General features: G+C 67.5%; 2 protein-coding genes and 2 pseudogenes. All 4 read right to left on the bottom strand.

Features of this window, described 5'->3' with window-relative positions; all coding sequences use genetic code 11:
* Positions 1–200: pseudogene (locus ABT063_RS51920) on the bottom strand (IS701 family transposase); the annotation flags it as partial.
* Between the two features lie 106 nt (positions 201–306).
* Positions 307–501 (bottom strand): annotated as a pseudogene (locus ABT063_RS51915) (IS256 family transposase); the annotation flags it as partial.
* 136 nt (positions 502–637) lie between these two features.
* Positions 638–991, bottom strand: a complete 354-nt coding sequence (locus ABT063_RS51910) for a hypothetical protein (RefSeq protein ID WP_351069352.1) — start codon at positions 989–991, stop codon at positions 638–640.
* Complete coding sequence (locus tag ABT063_RS51905; RefSeq protein WP_351069349.1) at positions 988–1,419, bottom strand: hypothetical protein; 432 nt, start codon at positions 1,417–1,419, stop codon at positions 988–990. The genes ABT063_RS51910 and ABT063_RS51905 overlap by 4 nt, the downstream gene beginning before the upstream one ends.
* Between the last annotated feature and the right edge of the window lie 601 nt (positions 1,420–2,020).

The raw sequence follows: 2,020 nt of genomic DNA, 5'->3' as shown, positions 1-2,020 counted from the left end.
CCCGGCATCCCCGCGCCGGCCACCGGCTCCGCCCCTGCCAGGCAGGTGATCGTCTTGTTCCGCTCCCGCGGCGCCAGCAGCCCGGTCAAATACTCACGAAAGCCCCGCCGCTGTGCCAGGCTGAAGAAGAGGTCGTCGAACCGGGCCGCGTACTCCTCCAACGGCCCCGGCGCAGGCGGACACGGACGGCGAGCGGTCATCTCCAGCCTCCGGAAAGGCAGTTGGCTCCTATCACCGGCCTACGACCAACCCGACCCGTCGTCAACCCACACCACCGCCGGATTTAACGAACTACCGGTAACCATGCTCGTGGCCCAGGTGGGCGGTGAGCTCGCCCTCCAACGCGGACTCCAGGATGCGCTTGGTCAGCTGCTGCAGCAGCCCGCCCTCGCCGGTCAGCTGCAGCCCCTTGCTGCGGGCCTGCCCGACGAGCTGGTCGATCAGTTTCTGCTCGACCGTCGCGGCCTCCGGCGACGGATCCGCCTGGTCATCGGCGGCCACGAACTCGGTCACGGTGTCAGTCACTTGATGTCTCTTCCATGATCATCAATTACACCGGTGAGCGTACAGACCCGCGCCGGGACGCGCGCAACGTCACGCTGAGTGCACGTGGTCGGCGCAGTGAAGTCGCCGAAGATCAAGCGTGGTCGAAGGAAGGCGCCGGTGGTCCGACGGTGTAGAAGCCGGTGATGCGATAGCGGAGCTGGTTGTACCAGACGTTGAATCCCATGACCCACTGCTCGGCCAGGTCATCCACGATGATCAGTCTCGGGTCGGTGGCGGCGGTGGGCCGGTGCAGAGGTATGGCTATGGGAACCGGGCATGCGCCGAACGGGGAGTCAGCGTAGAAGGCTCTGGCCGTCACCATTCGTCCCACGAGTGCGCCGGTCGCGTGATACTCGGCTGGCACCTGCTGGAGGATGCCGTCCAGCTCGATCGCCGCGGTGCGGTAGCGCTTCCCCTCACGTCCGTGGGATGGCTCCCGGGTCATCGGGCCACCGCCAGGTGGCTGGTGAGCGGGATGTCGTAGCGCATCCAGGAACGCATGGCAGGCGCGGTATGGGGTCTGCCGGAACCAAGAGCGCGGTGTCCGTCAAAGACCCAGCCCGTTACCTCCAGGAAGCTGCCGTGGCCCGTGCTGATGTCCAGTTCCATGTTGAGGAATACAGGCCGCTTGGCCACCGCGAAGCCCTGCCAGGCACGGTCCCAGCGGAACAGCGTGCCGAACCCCGAGTCGTCCCACACCAGGAGGCGGTCGCCCGCGTATGCGGCTCGGCAGTCGAGAATCCACAAGTCCGCGTGCGCCTCCCGGCCAGCGACTTCAGCAAGGGCAAGCGGATGCGCCTGGGCCTCTGCCCGCTCACCGCAGCGAAGAATGCAGTCGGCTCTGCGGTTCCCGATGGGGACGTCGGTGGCCACGCCCCAGTCCTCCGCGAGCAGAACCCACCCCGGCTTCCAGCGGCCACCAGCCACCCGTCCGCAAGTATTCCGGCAGCGCGAGAGACCCGTCAGCCCGGGCGGCGCCGGTACCACGGCAGCGTCGAAGCCCTCTGGCCCGCGAATGTGTGCAGGTGGTGACGCAGCCGCCCCGCTGGTGACGGCTGCGCCGGAAATGCTGGCTGCACGGTCTCGAACAGGGATTCTCCCGGCCTGGGTGCCGTGGTTGCAGTGGGAGGGCCGCAACAGGCTGATACCGCGGGCAGCAAGGAAGCGGTGGGAACCGGGTGGCGGCCACGTCGGCTTTCATCGATGACGCCGCTCACCGGACGCGACGTCAGGGCCGTCGTCGGCCTCTTCCGCAACGACCTGCACAGCGCGGGCCGCGAGTTCACGACCGGCGGCCTCCACTACTGGCCCGTCGAATGAGATGACATGTTATGCGGGGGAACTGGCTGGTACTGGGGGGATTACGGGAGTGCCATGCTCCAGATGCGGGTCCAGGTGGAGGCGTACTGGCGTGGCAGCGGGCCGCTGGTGTACGGGATGCCGTACTTCTCGCACAGCTTGCGCACCTGGGGAG

Source organism: Streptomyces sp. NPDC002838, from assembly GCF_040295365.1.
Lineage (GTDB): Bacteria > Actinomycetota > Actinomycetes > Streptomycetales > Streptomycetaceae > Streptomyces.
Note: the sequence above shows the minus strand (reverse complement) of the source record. Positions and strands in the feature narration are given on the sequence as shown.